At 70.5% G+C, this 17,586-nt stretch carries 13 protein-coding genes and 1 pseudogene; 8 read left to right on the top strand and 6 right to left on the bottom strand.

Annotation, left to right across the window (positions count from 1 at the left end; all coding sequences use genetic code 11):
• Nucleotides 1-16: 16 nt before the first annotated feature.
• The 4 genes and pseudogenes from B100_RS0132370 to B100_RS0132360 all read right to left on the bottom strand — a co-directional run bounded on the left by B100_RS0132370 (nt 17) and on the right by B100_RS0132360 (nt 6,483).
• On the bottom strand, nt 17-1,879 hold the full coding sequence (locus B100_RS0132370; RefSeq protein ID WP_024888493.1) for an ABC transporter substrate-binding protein: 1,863 nt from the start codon (nt 1,877-1,879) through the stop codon (nt 17-19).
• 277 nt (nt 1,880-2,156) lie between these two features.
• Nucleotides 2,157-5,243, bottom strand: coding sequence for a MinD/ParA family ATP-binding protein (locus B100_RS0132365; RefSeq protein WP_486585755.1), 3,087 nt, complete (start codon nt 5,241-5,243; stop codon nt 2,157-2,159).
• A 513-nt stretch (nt 5,244-5,756) separates the two neighbouring features.
• Nucleotides 5,757-5,885, bottom strand: a pseudogene (locus B100_RS37915) (SCO5717 family growth-regulating ATPase); the annotation flags it as partial.
• Nucleotides 5,886-6,183: 298 nt separating this feature from the next.
• Complete coding sequence (locus B100_RS0132360) at nt 6,184-6,483, bottom strand: DUF397 domain-containing protein (protein WP_024888491.1); 300 nt, start codon at nt 6,481-6,483, stop codon at nt 6,184-6,186.
• Between the two features lie 269 nt (nt 6,484-6,752).
• On the opposite strand from B100_RS0132360, the gene rpsO reads away from it, so the two are divergent.
• The 5 genes from rpsO to B100_RS0132335 all read left to right on the top strand — a co-directional run bounded on the left by rpsO (nt 6,753) and on the right by B100_RS0132335 (nt 12,239).
• The gene (gene rpsO / locus B100_RS0132355) at nt 6,753-7,040 is read left to right on the top strand and encodes a 30S ribosomal protein S15 (RefSeq protein ID WP_006130415.1); all 288 of its coding nucleotides are present in this window, start codon (nt 6,753-6,755) and stop codon (nt 7,038-7,040) included.
• Between the two features lie 357 nt (nt 7,041-7,397).
• Nucleotides 7,398-9,617 carry a polyribonucleotide nucleotidyltransferase gene (locus B100_RS0132350; RefSeq protein WP_024888490.1) on the top strand — a complete coding sequence of 740 codons (2,220 nt, stop codon included), beginning with the start codon at nt 7,398-7,400 and terminating at the stop codon, nt 9,615-9,617.
• Nucleotides 9,614-10,993 (top strand): M16 family metallopeptidase, encoded by a 1,380-nt coding sequence (locus B100_RS0132345; protein ID WP_024888489.1) that lies wholly within the window; start codon nt 9,614-9,616, stop codon nt 10,991-10,993. The genes B100_RS0132350 and B100_RS0132345 overlap by 4 nt, the downstream gene beginning before the upstream one ends.
• A 35-nt stretch (nt 10,994-11,028) precedes the next feature.
• On the top strand, nt 11,029-11,781 hold the full coding sequence (dapB, locus tag B100_RS0132340; RefSeq protein ID WP_024888488.1) for a 4-hydroxy-tetrahydrodipicolinate reductase: 753 nt from the start codon (nt 11,029-11,031) through the stop codon (nt 11,779-11,781).
• A 14-nt stretch (nt 11,782-11,795) separates the two neighbouring features.
• Nucleotides 11,796-12,239, top strand: coding sequence for a hypothetical protein (locus B100_RS0132335; protein WP_024888487.1), 444 nt, complete (start codon nt 11,796-11,798; stop codon nt 12,237-12,239).
• A gap of 22 nt (nt 12,240-12,261) precedes the next feature.
• On the opposite strand, the gene B100_RS0132330 is transcribed toward B100_RS0132335, so the two are convergent.
• Together B100_RS0132330 and B100_RS0132325 are read right to left on the bottom strand one after the other, a co-directional pair.
• Nucleotides 12,262-12,819: a hypothetical protein gene (locus B100_RS0132330; protein WP_024888486.1), complete on the bottom strand. Its 558-nt coding sequence runs from the start codon at nt 12,817-12,819 to the stop codon at nt 12,262-12,264.
• Between the two features lie 113 nt (nt 12,820-12,932).
• On the bottom strand, nt 12,933-13,172 hold the full coding sequence (locus B100_RS0132325; protein WP_024888485.1) for a hypothetical protein: 240 nt from the start codon (nt 13,170-13,172) through the stop codon (nt 12,933-12,935).
• Between the two features lie 211 nt (nt 13,173-13,383).
• Between B100_RS0132325 and thyX the strand changes: the two genes are divergently transcribed.
• From thyX to B100_RS0132310, 3 genes are all read left to right on the top strand, one after another.
• Complete coding sequence (gene thyX / locus B100_RS0132320) at nt 13,384-14,124, top strand: FAD-dependent thymidylate synthase (protein ID WP_024888484.1); 741 nt, start codon at nt 13,384-13,386, stop codon at nt 14,122-14,124.
• 220 nt (nt 14,125-14,344) lie between these two features.
• A complete protein-coding gene (gene dapA, locus B100_RS0132315) occupies nt 14,345-15,247 on the top strand; it encodes a 4-hydroxy-tetrahydrodipicolinate synthase (protein ID WP_024888483.1) in 903 nt (300 codons plus the stop codon).
• A gap of 154 nt (nt 15,248-15,401) precedes the next feature.
• A complete protein-coding gene (locus B100_RS0132310) occupies nt 15,402-17,087 on the top strand; it encodes a ribonuclease J (RefSeq protein ID WP_024888482.1) in 1,686 nt (561 codons plus the stop codon).
• Nucleotides 17,088-17,586: the final 499 nt, after the last annotated feature.

The raw sequence follows: 17,586 nt of genomic DNA, 5'->3' as shown, positions 1-17,586 counted from the left end.
GGGTGCCGTTCGCCGCCTACTCGCGGTCCTCGGCCGTGGCCCGTCGCCGCAACGCGACGAACACGCCCAGTCCGGCGAGCACCACGACCCCCGCGACGATGCCGATCACCACGCCGGTCGACGACGAGTCGCCGCCGCCGTCGGCGGAGTCCGCGGGCACCGCGGACCACCAGCTCCAGTAGCCGTCCTGGCCGTAGATGTTGCCGGCCGCCGCGGGCATCGTGGTGATCGACTCGATCTGGTCCGTGCGGTACGCCTCGACGGCGTTCGGGTACGCCATGACGTTCATGTACCCGAGGTCGTACAGCCGCGACTGCATCTGCTGGACGAGGGCGGCCCGCTTGTCCGGGTCGTACTCGGCGAGCTGCCGGTCGTACAGCTCGTCGTAGGTCCTGTCGCAGATGAAGTTGTCGGTCGCGCCGGTCTCCTCCGGTGTCGCGGGCAGCGCCGCGCAGGTGTGGATGGAGAGCACGAAATCGGGGTCGGGGTTGACCGACCAGCCGTCGAAGGCAAGGTCGTACTCACCGGCGAGCCAGGGATCGGTCACGTTGTCCAGGCAGTTGAGCGTGACTCCGATGCCGAGGTCACCCCACCACTCCTGGAGGTACTGCCCGATCGCCTTGTCGTTCGGGTCGGTCGCGTGGCACAGCACCCGGTAGACGATCGGTTTGCCGTCCTTGCCGACGCGCTTGCCCGCGCTGTTGAGCTTCAGACCGGCCTGGTCGAGCAGCCGCGCCGCCTCCTTCGGGTCGTACGCCAGCTCCTGCCCGGCCTCCGGCTCCCAGAAGTACTGCGCGTAGCGCGGCGGGATGTAGCCGGCGCCCTCCACGGCGTGCCCCTGGAACACCTTGTCGATGACGGTCTTGCGGTCCACCGCCCGGAACAGCGCGTTGCGCACCCGCTGGTCGAGCAGCGAGGGGTGACCGTCACCCATCTTCTCGCCGCTCCTCGTCCGCGCGCCCGGGTTGGTGGCCAGCGCGTAGAAGCGGCGTCCCGGCGCGTCGTTGACCTTGATGTTCTTCTCGCCCTTGAGCGAGTCCGCCTGGGCGGGCGTGAGGGAGGGCGAGCCCGCGACGAACGACACCTCGCCCTTGCGCAGCGCCGACACGGCCGCGTCCTGGTCCTTGTAGTAGCGGAAGACCAACTCGTCGAACTTGGGCGACCCGCGCCAGAAGTCCTTGTTCGCCTTCAGGCGCACATAGCTGTCCGGCTTGTAGTCGGTGAGCACGAACGGCCCGTTGCCGACCAGTGGGAAGTCCTTGTCGTTGTTGAACTTCGAGAAGTCGTCGACCTTCTCCCACACGTGCTTGGGCAGGATCGGCACGTCCAGCGCCGTCATGGTGGCCTGCGGCTTCTTCAGCTTGATGACCAGCTGGGTGGGGCTGGGCGCGGTCACCTTCTCGAAGTTGGCCACGAAGCTGCCGTTCGCGGTGGCCGCGCCGGAGTCCGTCATCATCGTGTTGAACGTCCAGGCCGCGTCCTCGGCGGTGGCCTTCTTCCCGTCCGACCATGTGGAGTTGGGACGGATGGTGTACGTCCAGGTCAGCTTGTCGGGCGACGACTCCCACTTGGTGGCCAGACCCGGGATGACGTGGTTGTCCTTCGGGTCGTAGTTGGTGAGGTACTCGTAGGTGAGCCGGTGGATGCTCGTGCTGAGCAGCCGCACCGCGAGGAAAGGGCTGAGCGAATCGACGCTCTGCGCCACCGCCACGGTCAGCGTGCTGCCGCCGTCGTCGGCCGCGCGGGCCTGCTGCGGGGCGGGGTTGAGCGGAGTGGCGAGCCCGGCGCTGAGCGCCAGCGCCGCGGCACCGGCCGCCACGACGAGCCGGGCCCGGCCGGCTGTGCGGTGGTGACCGCCGTACTGATCGTTCGTGTCCATGGGTCGCAGACCTCGCGTCATCACTCGCACGGGAAGGACGGGGTTGATCAGATGAGTGATGAGTGTGTCTATCAGCGGCACCTGTGGGCGTCAACGGCGCGGGCACCCCATGTGGCCTGCGGAAACGACGAGTTGACGCAATGTTTGCACCCATTGGTCGAGACCACTGACGCGTTGCTGGCCAGCGGCTGACGGCGTTTTTCGGCCGCGCATGCGAAAGCGGCCCCTCGAAGGGGGCCGCTGTCACGTGCGGGCGCGGTCGTCCGGGGCGCCGGCCCTACTGCTGCGGACCGGAATGCCCAGGGTGCCCCGGCTGCGGGGGATACGGCTGACCAGGCGCCTGCGGGTAGGGCTGCGCCGGCTGAGCCTGGGGGTGTCCCTGCGGGGCGGGTGGCTGCCCGGGCTGGGCCGGGGGCTGTCCGGGCTGGGCGGGGGGCTGACCCGGGTTACCCGGCTGTCCAGGGTGACCCTGCTGTCCGGGGTGGGCGTACGGCTGGCCCTGGTACGGCTGCTGGGGCTGCTGCGGGTACGGCCCCGGGGCGGACCGGCCGGGGACGGCCTGATCCGGCACGTACGGGCCCGGGGCGCCCTGGCCGGGGATCGGCTGCCCGGGGACCGCCTGGCCCGGCAGGGGCGGCGCGGCGACCGGCGGCGGGTTGCCGTCGGACGTCCACAGGCCGTGCGACTGCTGGTGCCGCACGAAGTCCTCCGCCACCAGCGCCGCGAGGTTGAAGTACGCCTCCCGCACCTTGGGCCGCATCATGTCGAGGTCCACCTCGGCACCGGCGGCAAGGTGCTCGTCGAACGGGACGACGAGCACACCCCGGCAGCGCGTCTCGAAGTGCGCCACGATGTCGTCGACTTTGATCATCTTGCCGGTCTCGCGCACGCCGGAGATGACGGTGAGGGACCGGGACACGAGGTCCGCGTACCCGTGCGCCGACAGCCAGTCCAGCGTGGTGCTGGCGCTGCTCGCACCGTCCACGGACGGCGTGGAGATGATGATCAGCTGGTCGGCCAGGTCCAGCACCCCGCGCATGGCGGAGTACAGCAGACCGGTGCCGGAGTCGGTGAGGATGATCGGGTACTGCTTGCCGAGCACGTCGATCGCGCGCCGGTAGTCCTCGTCGTTGAACGTCGTGGACACGGCCGGGTCGACGTCGTTGGCGATGATCTCCAGACCGGAGGGCGCCTGCGACGTGAACCGCCGGATGTCCATGTACGAGTTGAGGTACGGGATCGCCTGCACCAGGTCACGGATGGTGGCCCCGGTCTCGCGCCGGACGCGGCGGCCGAGCGTGCCGGCGTCCGGGTTGGCGTCGATCGCGAGGATCTTGTCCTGCCGCTCGGTGGCGAGCGTGGAGCCGAGAGCGGTGGTGGTGGTCGTCTTGCCGACGCCGCCCTTGAGGCTGATGACCGCGATGCGGTAGCAGGACAGCACCGGCGTGCGGATCAGCTCCAGCTTCCGCTGCCGCTCGGCCTCCTCCTTCTTGCCGCCCAGCTTGAACCGCGACCCGCCGGACGCGGGACGGCTGCTTTTCGCCTTCTGCTTCTTGCTGTTGAGCAGCCGGTCCGACGACAGTTCGACGGCGGCCGTGTAACCGAGCGGCGCGGCACCGGGGTTGGTGGGCTGCCGCTGGTCGTGCTGGACGGGCTGCGGCCACGCCGTCCCGGTCCGCGGATCGACGGGCTGCTGCGGGGGCTGCGCCTGAGGCGGCTGCGCCTGCGGCGGGACACCGGGGTGCGGCTGCTGAGACGCCTGTGGCTGTCCGGGCGCGGCGGGCTGCTGGTACTGCGGCTGCTGGGGGAAGCCGTAACCGCTCGGCTGCGCCGGGGGAGTGGGGGCCCCTGGAGCGGCCGCCGCCCCACCGTGCGGGAAGCCGTAACCGGCGGGCGGAGCGGGCGGGTTCGGTGCCTGCGGCTGCTCCGGAGCGGCCGGGGTCTGTGGCTGCGGCTGCTCAGACGCGGGCGCGGAGGGAGTGGACGGCTGGACCTGCTGCGGCCCAGGGCCTGCGGGCGGGAACCCGTACCCGGCCTGGGGTGCGGGCGCACCCGGCTGCGGCTGCGGCTGTGCGGGGGGCTGGGCTGCGGGGGCGCCCGGCTGGGGGAAGCCGTAACCGGCCTGAGGCGCGGGCTGCTGGGCGGGCGGGAAGCCGTAACCGGCGGGCGGCGCGGGCGGGTTGGGTGCCTGCGGCTGGTCCAGGGCGGGTGTGGAGGGAGTGGCGGGCCCGCCCTGCTGCGGTTCCGGAGCGGCGGGCGGGAACCCGTATCCGGCCTGGGCAGCGGGCACGCCCGGCTGCGGCTGCGCCGAGGGCTGGACCGGCGCGCCCGGCGGCGGGAACCCGTACCCGGCCTGGGGTGCGGGCGCATCCGGCTGAGGCTGCGGCTGTGCGGGGGGCTGGGCCGTGGGGGCGCCCGGCTGGGGGAACCCGTACCCGGCCGGCGGTGCGGGTGGAGTCGGCTGGGCCGGGGGGACCGGCGGGGGGTTCCAGGCGGCGGGCGCGGGCTGCGGCGCCTGCGGCTGGAACGGAGGCTGCTGTGCGGGCACGCCGCCCTGCGGTGCCGGCTGCTGCGGCGGCTGCACGGACCAGTCACCGGCCGACGGCGGGGCGGCGGGGTACGCGGGCGGGGCCGAGGGCATCTGCGGCACGGCGGCGGGCCCGGCGGGCGGAACCGCGTCGACCGGCCCCGGAACGGCGTCCTCGGGTTCGTCGGCCTGGTCGTCCGCCCCGGCGGGAGCCTCGTCCTCCGGCTCGGTGTCGACCTGCGCCTCGTCGTCCTGCTCCGCCTCGGCGCTCACCGGTGCGGCGTCGGCGGGCTCGTCCGCCGCCGCTGCCTGGTCCGCCGCCGGCATGTCCTCGTCCACGGGACCGTCGCGGTCCACGGGACCGTTGCCGTCCGCCAGCACGTCGTCGGACGGCACGGTGTCCGCGGGCGCGGCCTCCGGCTGCGCCTCCGCGGTGTCGTCCCGCACGTCGGCCACCGGGGACTCGTCGTCCTCCTCGGCCACCGCGTCGTCCTTGACGGCCTCGGCATCCGCCGGACCGAAGGAGTCCGCGTCGAGGCCGGCTTCGGCACCGGTGCCCGAAGCCTCTTCGCCGACATCCGTCGCCGCGACGCCTTCTGACGCCCCCTCGGCCTCCACGCCCTCCGTCTCGGAGTCCGCCGCTGCCGTCTCCTCGGCCTCGCGCTCGGCGATCTCCCGCTTCAACGCGGCGGCGGAGAAGCGAATGGTGGCCCCGCTCTCCAAGTCGCCGTTGTCGAGGCCGAGGCCGTCCGACGGTTCGGCCGGCTCAGCGGGTTCCGCGGGCGCCGGGCCGGCCTGCGGCTCGGGCGACGGCGACGGGACCTGACCGACCGGCATGCTCGGTACGGCCGTCGGGGAAGCGGACGCACCGGACGGAGCGGAGTCCCGCTCCTCGTCCTTCTCCGCCTCCGGCCGCTGCGGCTCGAACCCGCTGCCCACCGGAAGTCGGGGCACGCCCGCCGGCCCGGCGGACGGCGGCGGGGGAGGCGTGAACGGCGTACCGGGCGCGGGCGCGGGGGGCGTGAAAGGGGCGCCCGGAGCGGGCGCAGGCGCGGGCGGAGTGAACGGTGCTCCCGGAGCCGGTGCAGCCGGTGCCGGAGGCGTCGGCAGGGCGGACGGTCCTGAGGCTCCCACGGCGTGCGGCGGCGGAGTCAGTCCCGGCAGCGGAGGAACGGGCCTGCCGGAAGGAGCCGACGGCGCCGACGACGTACCAGGCACGCCGGCGTAACCGGAAGAACCGGAGGAACCAGAAGAGGGCGTCCCCGCAGCCTCCGACGCTTCCGACGACGAACCGGACGACGAACCGGCGGACGACGACGCTCCCGAAGCGCCGCCCTCCGAGGCGTTCTGCGTGTACCAGGCCGGCGGCGCGTAGTCGATGGTGAACTCGCCCGTCGTCTCGATGGCGGACTCCGCGTCGGGCTGGTCATCGCCGGGGGTCGCCCAGCTCCCGTGCGTACCGTCCCGATCGCTGCTCACAGTTCCTCCTGATTGGTCGAGCACCCTCGTGCCGTGCTGGGGGCGACCATCTGCCCTCCCCGTAGGACGCCTACGCCCGTTGAACGGGTTCTGACGTCGCACCGGGCACCAGCCTAATCACCAGGTACCCCGCACCGTCAGCCCCGTTCCCCCCGCCCCGGCGGGCGCCCGAAGCGCGGCGACACGGTCAACAGCCGTACGGAATCGCTACGTACAGGGCAAACTCACTCAGCTCGTCGGCAGACACGGCAAACGGGCGGCACGCACGCGTACCGCCCGTTTCCATATCTCCACATGACTACCCGGCGGCGGCAGTGGTCCCCTCGTCACCCTCCGCCGGCTCCAGGTCGAACTCGCCGTCCCGCGCGCCCAGCACGAATGCTTCCCACTCGGCCTGCGTGTACCGCAGCACCGTCCCGGGGTCGAGGGATGACCGCATGGCCACGGCACCGCCGGGCAGGTACGCGATCTCCACCCGCTCCTCGTGCTCCTCCGTACCCGGAGCGCCGTGCCACTCGACGCCGGAGATGTCGAGGGCGTAGAGCTCGTTCTTCTCCCGCTCCTTGCGTGCCTTGATCTCCTCAGCCGTCTCCGCCATGCCCCAGCGACCCCTTCCCGACGTACGATCGATCCGAGCGCTCACCCTAGTGGCCTGCCTCTTCCCTCCTGGCGCGTTCGCCGGACGGGGGAAAAGAGGCCCGTCACCACCTGGTAGTCTGGTCGACGGCCGTTTGTGTACGCACCCCCGGAGCCGTTCGCGCTCTGGAGGCCGCGCCCAGCGGATCCCCGCCTTCCGAGTCATGGAAGACCCCCCGAGACGCAGACCGGGGGCACTCGGTGGCCACCACAGAATCACGAGGAGTACGCGTGTCGCTCGACGCCGCAGTGAAGAAGCAGATCATCTCCGAGTTCGGCACCAAGGAGGGTGACACCGGCTCCCCCGAGGTCCAGGTCGCTCTGCTGTCCCGTCGGATCTCCGACCTGACGGAGCACCTGAAGACCCACAAGCACGACCACCACTCCCGCCGTGGTCTGCTGATCCTCGTCGGTCAGCGCCGCCGGCTGCTGCAGTACCTCGCCAAGAAGGACATCCAGCGCTTCCGTGCGCTGGTCGAGCGCCTCGGCATCCGCCGCGGTGCGGCGGGCGCCAAGTAAGACGCCGTGAAGGGAGCGGTTCCCTGGGACAAGGGGGCCGCTCCCTTTGCTGTACGTGCGGACTGTCACCACGGCTTTGTAGTGTGGTAGCACAACGCAGTAACTACGACTCAGCGTGATGAGCCGCGTCGCATCGGGTAGGCGATCTGCGGACATCACACGGGGACGTCACCCGACGTCCCCCGTACGAGGGGAAGCGCACCTCGCCGCCGCCGGTCCTCGGTAGTGGCCCCCGGGAGAGTGAACCCCGGGTGCTTCGATCGAAGACCGGCCCGCACCAGTGGAGCGCTTCTCCGCCCGTCCCCTCGCCACACGGGCGAACGGGACAAAAGACGACAAGTAACGGAGAAAATGCTAGTGGAGAACGAGACCCACTACGCCGAGGCCGTCATCGACAACGGCTCCTTCGGCACCCGCACCATCCGCTTCGAGACGGGCCGCCTGGCCAAGCAGGCCGCCGGCTCCGCCGTGGCGTACCTGGACGACGACACCATGGTGCTGTCGGCCACCACCGCATCCAAGAACCCCAAGGACCAGCTCGACTTCTTCCCCCTCACGGTGGACGTCGAGGAGCGGATGTACGCGGCCGGCAAGATCCCCGGCTCGTTCTTCCGCCGTGAGGGCCGCCCCTCCGAGGACGCCATCCTCACCTGCCGCCTGATCGACCGCCCGCTGCGCCCGTCCTTCAAGAAGGGCCTGCGCAACGAGATCCAGGTCGTCGCCACGATCATGGCGCTCAACCCCGACCACCTGTACGACGTCGTGGCGATCAACGCCGCCTCCGCGTCCACGCAGCTGGCCGGCCTGCCCTTCTCCGGCCCGATCGGCGGCGTCCGCGTCGCGCTGATCCGCGGCCAGTGGGTCGCGTTCCCGACGCACACCGAGCTCGAGGACGCCGTCTTCGACATGGTCGTCGCGGGCCGCGTCCTGGAGGACGGCGACGTCGCGATCATGATGGTCGAGGCCGAGGCCACCGACAAGACCATCACGCTGGTCGAGGGCGGCGCCGAGGCGCCCACCGAGGAGGTCGTCGCCGCCGGTCTGGACGCCGCGAAGCCCTTCATCAAGGTGCTCTGCAAGGCCCAGGCCGACCTCGCCGCCAAGGCCGCCAAGCCGACCGGTGAGTTCCCGATCTTCCTGGACTACCAGGACGACGTCCTCGAGGCGCTGACCGCCGCCGTCAAGCCCGAGCTGGCCCAGGCGCTCACCATCGCCGGCAAGCAGGACCGCGAGGCCGAGCTGGACCGCGTCAAGGGTCTCGCCGCCGAGAAGCTCCTGCCGGAGTTCGAGGGCCGCGAGAAGGAGATCTCCGCCGCGTACCGCTCGCTGACCAAGTCCCTGGTCCGCGAGCGCGTCATCAAGGAGAAGAAGCGCATCGACGGCCGCGGTGTCACCGACATCCGCACCCTGGCCGCCGAGGTCGAGGCCATCCCGCGGGTGCACGGCTCCGCGCTGTTCGAGCGTGGCGAGACCCAGATCCTGGGCGTCACCACCCTCAACATGCTCCGCATGGAGCAGCAGCTGGACACCCTGTCCCCGGTGACCCGCAAGCGCTACATGCACAACTACAACTTCCCGCCCTACTCCGTCGGTGAGACCGGCCGCGTCGGCTCCCCCAAGCGCCGCGAGATCGGCCACGGCGCCCTCGCCGAGCGCGCCATCGTGCCGGTGCTGCCGACGCGCGAGGAGTTCCCCTACGCGATCCGTCAGGTGTCCGAGGCCCTCGGCTCCAACGGCTCGACGTCCATGGGCTCGGTCTGCGCCTCCACCATGTCGCTGCTGAACGCCGGTGTGCCGCTGAAGGCCCCCGTCGCCGGTATCGCCATGGGCCTGATCTCCCAGGAGATCAACGGCGAGACGCACTACGTCGCTCTCACCGACATCCTCGGTGCGGAGGACGCCTTCGGTGACATGGACTTCAAGGTCGCCGGCACCAAGGACTTCGTGACCGCCCTCCAGCTCGACACCAAGCTGGACGGCATCCCGGCCTCCGTCCTGGCCGCCGCGCTCAAGCAGGCCCGTGACGCCCGCCTCCACATCCTCGACGTGATGATGGAAGCGATCGACACGCCGGACGAGATGTCCCCCAACGCGCCGCGGATCATCACCGTGAAGATCCCGGTCGACAAGATCGGTGAGGTCATCGGCCCCAAGGGCAAGATGATCAACCAGATCCAGGAGGACACGGGCGCCGACATCACGATCGAGGACGACGGCACGATCTACATCGGTGCCGCCCAGGGCTCGCAGGCCGAGGCCGCCCGCGCCACGATCAACGGCATCGCCAACCCGACGATGCCCGAGGTCGGCGAGCGCTACCTGGGCACGGTCGTCAAGACGACCACCTTCGGTGCGTTCGTCTCCCTGCTGCCCGGCAAGGACGGTCTGCTGCACATCTCGCAGATTCGCAAGCTGGCCGGCGGAAAGCGCGTGGAGAACGTCGAGGACGTCCTCGGTGTGGGCCAGAAGGTCCAGGTCGAGATCGCCGAGATCGACTCCCGCGGCAAGCTCTCCCTGATCCCCGTGATCGAGGGCGAGGAAGGCTCCGACGACAAGAAGGACGACGCCGACAAGTGACGTCCCTGAGCTCCAAGGCGACGGCCCGCACCTCCTCGGAGGCGCGGGCCGTCGCCCGTACCCAAACCCTCGTCAAGGGCGAGAACGGCATCGGCACGGTCCGCAGGACCACCCTCCCCGGAGGCCTGCGCATCGTCACCGAGACCCTGCCCTCGGTCCGCTCGGCGACCTTCGGCATCTGGGCGCACGTCGGCTCCCGCGACGAGACCCCCGCCCTCAATGGCGCCACCCACTACCTGGAGCACCTGCTCTTCAAGGGCACGGCCACCCGCTCCGCGCTGGACATCTCCTCCGCCATCGACGCCGTCGGCGGCGAGATGAACGCGTTCACGGCCAAGGAGTACACGTGCTACTACGCGCGCGTGCTCGACACCGACCTGCCGCTCGCCATCGACGTGGTGTGCGACATGCTGACCGGCTCGGTGATCCGTGAGGAGGACGTCGACGTCGAGCGCGGCGCCATCCTCGAAGAGATCGCGATGACCGAGGACGACCCGGGCGACTGCGTGCACGACCTGTTCGCGCACACCATGTTCGGCGACAACCCGCTCGGCCGTCCGGTCCTCGGCACGGTCGACACCGTCAACGCCCTCACCGCCGACCGCATCCGCCGCTTCTACCGCAAGCACTACGACCCCACGCACCTCGTGGTCGCCTGCGCCGGAAACGTCGACCACGACAAGGTCGTCCGGCAGGTCCGCGCCGCCTTCGAGAAGGCCGGTGCCTTCAAGGACCCCGCGGCCGAGCCGATCGCCCCGCGAGGCGGCCGGCGCGCGCTGCGCACCGCCGGCCGCGTCGAGCTGATCGGCCGCAGGACGGAGCAGGCCCACGTCGTGCTCGGCATGCCGGGCCTGGCCCGCACCGACGAGCGGCGCTGGGCGCTCGGCGTGCTCAACACCGCCCTCGGCGGCGGCATGTCCTCCCGGCTGTTCCAGGAGGTCCGCGAGAAGCGCGGCCTGGCCTACAGCGTGTACTCGTACACCTCCGGCTTCGCCGACTGCGGCCTGTTCGGCGTCTACGCGGGCTGCAGGCCCCCGCAGGTGCACGACGTGCTGAAGATCTGCCGCGACGAGCTCGACCAGGTCGCCGAGCACGGACTGCCCGACGACGAGATCGAGCGCGCCATCGGCCAGCTCAGGGGTTCCACCGTCCTCGGCCTCGAGGACACCGGCGCGTTGATGAACCGTATCGGCAAGAGCGAGCTGTGCTGGGGCGAGCAGATGTCGGTCGACGACATGCTGGCCCGGATAGCCTCGGTCACCCCGGACGACGTCCGCTCGGTCGCCCGGGACATCCTGGGACGGCGGCCCTCGTTGTCGGTCATCGGCCCGCTGAAGGACAAGCAGGCGTCCCGGCTGCACGACGCCGTCGCCTGACCCACCCGGAACACACCCGGTAAGGAACAACGAACATGAGCAAGCTGCGCGTGGCGGTCCTCGGTGCCAAGGGCCGCATCGGCTCCGAGGCGGTACGGGCGGTCGAGGCCGCCGAGGACATGGAACTGGTCGCCGCCCTCGGCCGGGGCGACAAGCTGGAGACCCTCGCCGAGACCGGCGCCCAGGTCGCCGTGGAGCTGACCACCCCCGCCTCGGTCATGGGCAACCTCGACTTCTGCGTGCGCCACGGCATCCACGCGGTGGTCGGCACCACCGGCTGGACCGACGACCGCCTCGCGCAGCTGGGGGTCTGGCTCGACCAGTCCCCGGAGACGGGCGTGCTCATCGCCCCGAACTTCTCCATCGGCGCCGTGCTGACCATGAAGTTCGCCCAGATCGCCGCCCCGTACTTCGAGTCCGTCGAGGTCGTGGAGCTGCACCACCCCAACAAGGTGGACGCCCCCAGCGGCACCGCCACGCGCACCGCCCAGCTGATCGCCGAGGCCCGCCGTCAGGCCGGCAGCGCCCCCGCGCCCGACGCCACGGCCACCGCCCTCGACGGCGCCCGCGGCGCCGACGTCGACGGGGTCCCGGTGCACGCCGTCCGGCTGCGCGGTCTCCTCGCCCACCAGGAGGTCCTGCTCGGCGCCGAGGGCGAGACCCTCACCGTCCGCCACGACTCCCTGCACCACAGCAGCTTCATGCCGGGCATCCTGCTCGGCGTCCGCCGCGTGGTGACCACTCCCGGCCTGACCTTCGGCCTGGAACACTTCCTCGACCTGAACTGAGCCGGTCCCACCCCATGCGCGCGAAGATCTCCTACGCCCTCACGGCCGCCGTCCTGGTCGTCTACTTCGTCCTGGTCGGCAGCCGTGGTGTGCTGCTCATCAAGGCCGGCACCCTGCTCACGGTCACCTTCGGGGTGGCCGTGCTGATCCTGCCGGTCATCGGGGTGTGGTTCCTCTGGAAGAACACCCAGTTCGTCCGGGACGCCAACCGGCTCGCCGCCGAGCTGGACGCCGAGGGCGGCCTGCCGGTGGACAACCTGAGGCGGCTGCCCAGCGGCCGGATCGACCGGGAGTCGGCCGACGAGGTCTTCGCGCTCCGCAGGGCCGAGACGGAGGACGCCCCCGACGACTGGCGCAGCTGGTTCCGGCTCGCCGTGGCCTACCACGACGCCCGGGACACCCCGCGCGCCCGCCAGGCGATGCAGCGGGCGATCGCCCTGCACAAGACCGCCTCCTGAGCGCGCGAGGGGACGGGAGGGGTCAGGCGCGCCCGTACTCGTCGGCCCACGCCTCGACGGTGTCGGCGGCCCGGTCGAAGGCCAGCTGGTCACGCCCCAGGAAGTCGGCGTTGTGTGAGGTCAGCAGCGGCGGCAGGGCACCGGCGGAGCGCCCGCGCCGGGCGAGTACCAGCGCCTGTCCCTGCACGGTCCGGGGCAGCCCCAGCCAGCGCACCGGCTGCTGCACCGTACGCACCCCGACGACCTGATCCCAGGCGGTCGTCCGGGTGCTGACGAAGGCCACGTGACGCAGCCCGCGGGCGCTCACCCACACGCCCATGCGCAGCAGCCGCAGCGCCGCCGCCACCCCGACCAGCGCCACGGCGAACACGGTGGCGGCCGACGCCGGTGTCGCCGTCGCCGCGATGATCACGGCGGCGAACAGCACGAACGAGGCGAGCAGCAGCAGGAGCGCGGCGGCTCCCACGCGCCAGGGACCGGGACGGTAGGGGCGCCGCCAGCGGTCCCGGTCGTCGTACGGCAACGCGACATCGTCCGCCGTGTCGAAAGCGCGATCGGCCGTCAGGAAGGGCAGGGGCACGGCTGGTCCTCACTCGATCCATACGTGGGCAGTGCCCGGTGAGGCTATCGATCTGTGTCACCGGTCACCACCCTCGGGGGTCCGGACGGCTGCGGTGCCCCCAGCCCGGTGGATCAGCGCCCCTCGCCGGCCTGCGACTGCTGCCGCCCGGCTCCCGAGGGCCCGGTGGACAGTGAGTGCATCCCGATTATGAGGGCGCCTACCAGCCCGGCGACCAGGGTGAGCCCGAGCAGCCAGCGCCCGGCCAGCTGCCCGACGGAGACACGCTCCCGGGGCAGCAGGGCGACATGGCTGCGGAACCTCTCGGCATCCGCGACGAAGGCGAACGGTACGGGTTCACGCGGACCGGACATCGGGGAGGCCCTCCCTCCGGGCATCGAACGGATCAGTGTCACCGGGACGGACGAGCGACGGCCCGGAAAGGTGCCCATTTTCACCGAGTTCGCAGAAGTTCGTCGTCGTTCACCTCCGTATGTCGCGTCACGGGAGCGAAGGTCCCCGTGTCGGTGCCGCGCCGTAGAGTGGGCGCCGCCCGAGAGAAGTGATGGAAGGACCCCCCGCGCCGTGACCGACACCCCTGCCGACGACCTCAAGCCCAGCTTCCGCAGCGACGTGACCGTCGAGCTGGTCAAGCACACCGCCTCCGACGCCGACGTGCTGTTCGCCGCCCGCGTCTCGACGGTCGGCGAGCAGTCCCTGGACGAGCTGAACAAGGACCCGGAGCGGTCCAAGGGCCTGATCAACTACCTGATGCGGGACCGTCACGGCAGCCCCTTCGAGCACAACTCGATGACCTTCTTCATCAGCGCCCCGATCTTCGTCTTCCGCGAGTTCATGCGGCACCGGGTGGGCTGGTCGTACAACGAGGAGTCGGGCCGCTACCGGGAGCTCCAGCCCGTCTTCTACGTCCCGGACGCCTCCCGCAAGCTGGTCCAGGAGGGCCGCCCCGGCAAGTACCGCTTCGTCGAGGGCACCGCGGCCCAGCAGGAACTGACCGGCCGCGCGATGGAGGACTCCTACCGGCAGGCCTACGAGGCGTACCAGGAGATGCTGGCCGCCGGCGTCGCCCGCGAGGTCGCCCGCTCGGTGCTCCCCGTCGGCCTGTACTCGTCCATGTACGCCACCTGCAACGCCCGCTCGTTGATGCACTTCCTCGGCCTGCGCACGCAGCACGAACTGGCCAAGGTCCCGTCCTTCCCGCAGCGGGAGATCGAGATGGTCGGCGAGAAGATGGAGGCCGAGTGGGCCCGACTGATGCCGCTGACCTACGCCGCCTTCAACACCAACGGACGCGTCGCCCCGTAGGCGCCCCTCCTCGGCCCGGCACGGCCGTCAAGTACAGATGTACGGATCAGCCGCACGAAGTGTCCGTATTGCGGCATTTCGAGAAGTTCATCTAGCCTGATCGAACGGGCCCGGCACTGCCTGAACCCCCGAGCAGGCAGTGCCGGGCTCCCCGCTCGTCCCCGTTGGTCGCCTCCCCCTAGGGAAGACCCCGACCTGAGCAACGAGTAGCGTGTAACCCATGGCTCCGACCTCCACTCCGCAGACCCCCTTCGGGCGGGTCCTCACCGCCATGGTCACGCCCTTCACGGCGGACGGCGCACTCGACCTCGACGGCGCTCAGCGGCTCGCCACCCACCTGGTGGACGCAGGCAACGACGGCCTGATCATCAACGGCACCACCGGCGAGTCCCCCACCACCAGCGACGCGGAGAAAGCGGATCTCGTACGGGCCATCGTGGAGGCGGTCGGCGACCGTGCCCACGTCGTGGCCGGTGTCGGCACCAACGACACCCACCACAGCATGGAACTGGCCCGCGCCGCGGAGCGCGCCGGCGCCCACGGCCTGCTGGTCGTCACGCCCTACTACAACAAGCCCCCGCAGGAGGGCCTGTACCGGCACTTCACGGCCGTGGCCGACGCCGCCGAGCTGCCCGTCATGCTCTACGACATCCCCGGCCGCAGCGGCGTCCCGATCAGCACGGAGACGCTCGTCCGCCTCGCCGAGCACCCGCGCATCGTCGCCAACAAGGACGCCAAGGGCGACCTCGGCCGGGCCGGCTGGGCCATCGCCCGCACCGGCCTCGCCTGGTACTCCGGCGACGACATGCTCAACCTGCCTCTGCTGTCCATCGGAGCGGTCGGCTTCGTCTCCGTCGTCGGCCACGTCGTCACCCCTGAGCTGCGCGCCCTGGTCGAGGCGTACACCTCCGGCGACGTGCAGAAGGCCACCGAGATCCACCAGCAGCTGCTCCCCGTCTACACGGGCATGTTCCGCACCCAGGGCGTGATGACCACCAAGGCGGCGCTCGCGCTCAAGGGCCTCCCCGCTGGCCCCCTGCGCGCCCCCATGGTGGAGTGCACGCCCGAAGAGATCGAGCAGCTCAAGATCGATCTTGCCGCCGGCGGGGTACAACTCCAGTAATCAGACTTCGCGCGCCCAGGGCGCGCAGACAGACCTCACAACTGAATACGCGGGCCACCGGTGCCCGCACCACCGAACGACAACTGCTTCTGCACGAACGTCATGCGCGCCACGTGCCCCACCGGTACGTGGCGCGTGTGGTGAGGAGAGTCTTTTGAGTCATCCGCATCCTGAACTCGGCGCGCCCCCGCCGCTGCCCGAAGGCGGCCTGCGGGTCACCCCGCTCGGTGGCCTCGGCGAGATCGGCCGCAACATGACGGTCTTCGAGTACGGAGGCCGCCTCCTGATCGTCGACTGCGGAGTGCTCTTCCCGGAGGAGGAGCAGCCCGGAATCGACCTGATCCTGCCCGACTTCTCGTCGATCAGGGACCGCCTCGACGACATCGAGGGCATCGTCCTCACCCACGGCCACGAGGACCACATCGGCGGCGTCCCCTTCCTCCTGCGGGAGAAGCCGGACATTCCGCTGATCGGCTCCAAGCTCACCCTCGCCCTCATCGAGGCGAAGCTCCAGGAGCACCGCATCCGCCCGTACACGCTCCAGGTGGCGGAGGGACAGCGTGAGCGCATCGGTCCCTTCGACTGCGAGTTCGTGGCGGTCAACCACTCCATCCCCGACGCGCTCGCCGTGGCGATCCGCACGCCCGCCGGCATGGCCGTGCACACCGGCGACTTCAAGATGGACCAGCTCCCGCTGGACAACCGCCTCACGGACCTGCACGCGTTCGCCCGGCTCAGCGAGGAGGGCATCGACCTCCTGCTCGCCGACTCCACGAACGCCGAGGTCCCCGGCTTCGTCCCGCCCGAGCGTGACATCTCGGGCGTCCTGCGCCAGGTCTTCGCGGGCGCCGGCAAGCGGATCATCGTGGCCAGCTTCGCCAGCCACGTCCACCGCATCCAGCAGATCCTGGACGCCGCCCACGAGTACGGCCGCCGGGTCGCCTTCGTCGGCCGCTCCATGGTGCGCAACATGGGCATCGCCCGTGACCTCGGCTACCTCAAGGTCCCGCCGGGTCTGGTCGTGGACGTCAAGACGCTCGACGACCTCCCCGACAGAGAGGTGGTCCTGGTCTGCACAGGGTCCCAGGGCGAGCCGATGGCCGCGCTGTCCCGCATGGCCAACCGCGACCACCAGATCCGGATCGTCGACGGCGACACCGTGATCCTGGCGTCGTCGCTCATCCCCGGCAACGAGAACGCGGTCTACCGCGTGATCAACGGACTGACCCGGTGGGGCGCCAACGTCGTCCACAAGGGCAACGCCAAGGTGCACGTCTCCGGACACGCCTCGGCCGGTGAGCTGCTGTACTTCTACAACATCTGCCGCCCGAAGAACCTGATGCCGGTCCATGGCGAATGGCGCCACCTGCGCGCCAACGCCGAACTGGGCGCCCTCACCGGCGTCCCGCACGACCGCATCGTGATCGCCGAGGACGGCGTGGTCGTCGACCTGATCGAGGGCAAGGCGAAGATCTCCGGCAAGGTCCAGGCGGGCTACGTCTACGTGGACGGCCTCTCCGTCGGCGACGTCGGCGAACCGGCGCTCAAGGACCGCAGGATCCTCGGCGACGAGGGCATCATCTCGGTCTTCGTCGTCATGGACTCGTCCACCGGCAAGATCACGGGCGGGCCGCACATCCAGGCGCGGGGTTCCGGCATCGAGGACTCGGCCTTCAGTGACGTGATCCCGAGGATCACGGAGTCGCTGGAGCGCTCGGCCCAGGACGGGGTCGTCGAACCCCACCAACTGCAGCAGCTCGTCCGCCGCACGCTGGGGAAGTGGGTCTCCGACACCTACCGGCGCCGGCCGATGATCCTGCCCGTGGTGGTCGAGGTCTGACGGTCCGTCGGACACCACGCGCGAGCGAACCAGGAGCGGGGCGCCTCGATTTGCATCGGGGCGCCCCGCTCCAGTACGTTTACATCTCCTCCCGATCGGGCACCCGACCGCTTCATGCGGCGGAACCAGTCCCGGTGGGGGTGGGAAAACCGACTCAGAATCTCTGATAAAGTCGGAACCGCCGGAAAGGGAAAGCGCGAAAGCGTCGGCCTGGAAAGCACCGAGGAAATCGGATCGGAAGGATCTGATAGAGTCGGAAACGCAAGACCGAAGGGAAGCGCCCGGAGGAAAGCCCGAGAGGGTGAGTACAAAGGAAGCGTCCGTTCCTTGAGAACTCAACAGCGTGCCAAAAGTCAACGCCAGATATGTTGATGCCCCGTCCATCCGGTTTCGGATGGTCGAGGTTCCTTTGAAGAAAAACACAGCGAGGACGCTGTGAACGTCGGGACTATTCCTCCCGATGTTCCGCTCTCGTGATGTGTGCACCCGATTACGGGTA

The sequence above is a fragment of the Streptomyces sp. CNH189 genome (assembly GCF_000527195.1).
Note: the sequence above shows the minus strand (reverse complement) of the source record. Positions and strands in the feature narration are given on the sequence as shown.

Coding starts and splice junctions, on each gene's coding strand:
- dapA (WP_024888483.1), top strand. CDS start 14,345: ATGGCTCCGACCTCCACTCCGCAGACCCCCTTCGGGCGGGTCCTCACC.
- B100_RS0132325 (WP_024888485.1), bottom strand. CDS start 13,172: ATGTCCGGTCCGCGTGAACCCGTACCGTTCGCCTTCGTCGCGGATGCC.
- B100_RS0132360 (WP_024888491.1), bottom strand. CDS start 6,483: ATGGCGGAGACGGCTGAGGAGATCAAGGCACGCAAGGAGCGGGAGAAG.
- dapB (WP_024888488.1), top strand. CDS start 11,029: ATGAGCAAGCTGCGCGTGGCGGTCCTCGGTGCCAAGGGCCGCATCGGC.
- B100_RS0132335 (WP_024888487.1), top strand. CDS start 11,796: ATGCGCGCGAAGATCTCCTACGCCCTCACGGCCGCCGTCCTGGTCGTC.
- B100_RS0132365 (WP_486585755.1), bottom strand. CDS start 5,243: ATGCCGGTCGGTCAGGTCCCGTCGCCGTCGCCCGAGCCGCAGGCCGGC.
- B100_RS0132370 (WP_024888493.1), bottom strand. CDS start 1,879: ATGGACACGAACGATCAGTACGGCGGTCACCACCGCACAGCCGGCCGG.